Here is a 332-nt window from a genome sequence, read left to right on the forward strand (position 1 = left end):
AAGTAAAAGTTCTCCAGCTTATCAACGCATACCGCTTCCGCGGTCATGAAGCTGCAGAGCTCGATCCTCTAGGTCTATGGCAACGCCCACCTGTGGCGGAGCTAGACCCTGCATTCCACAATCTCACCGAAGATGACTTCGCAGAAACTTTCAACGTAGGTTCTTTTGCCATTGGCCAAGAGACGATGCAGTTGAAAGACATCTACTCAGCACTAAAGAAAACCTACTGTGGTTCTATTGGTGCAGAATACATGCACATGACAGATACAGAGCAGAAGCGTTGGATCCAGCAACGTTTAGAGTCTGTGGTTGGTCAGCCATCTTTCGATAAA

The 332-nt window shown here is 47.6% G+C and carries 1 pseudogene; it reads left to right on the forward strand.

From position 1 onward, the window contains the following. Positions 1 to 332, forward strand: a pseudogene (locus tag AW165_RS18730) (2-oxoglutarate dehydrogenase E1 component); the annotation flags it as partial.

Source organism: Acinetobacter sp. LMB-5 (genome assembly GCF_001541635.1).
GTDB classification, from domain to species: Bacteria; Pseudomonadota; Gammaproteobacteria; order Pseudomonadales; family Moraxellaceae; genus Acinetobacter; species Acinetobacter pittii.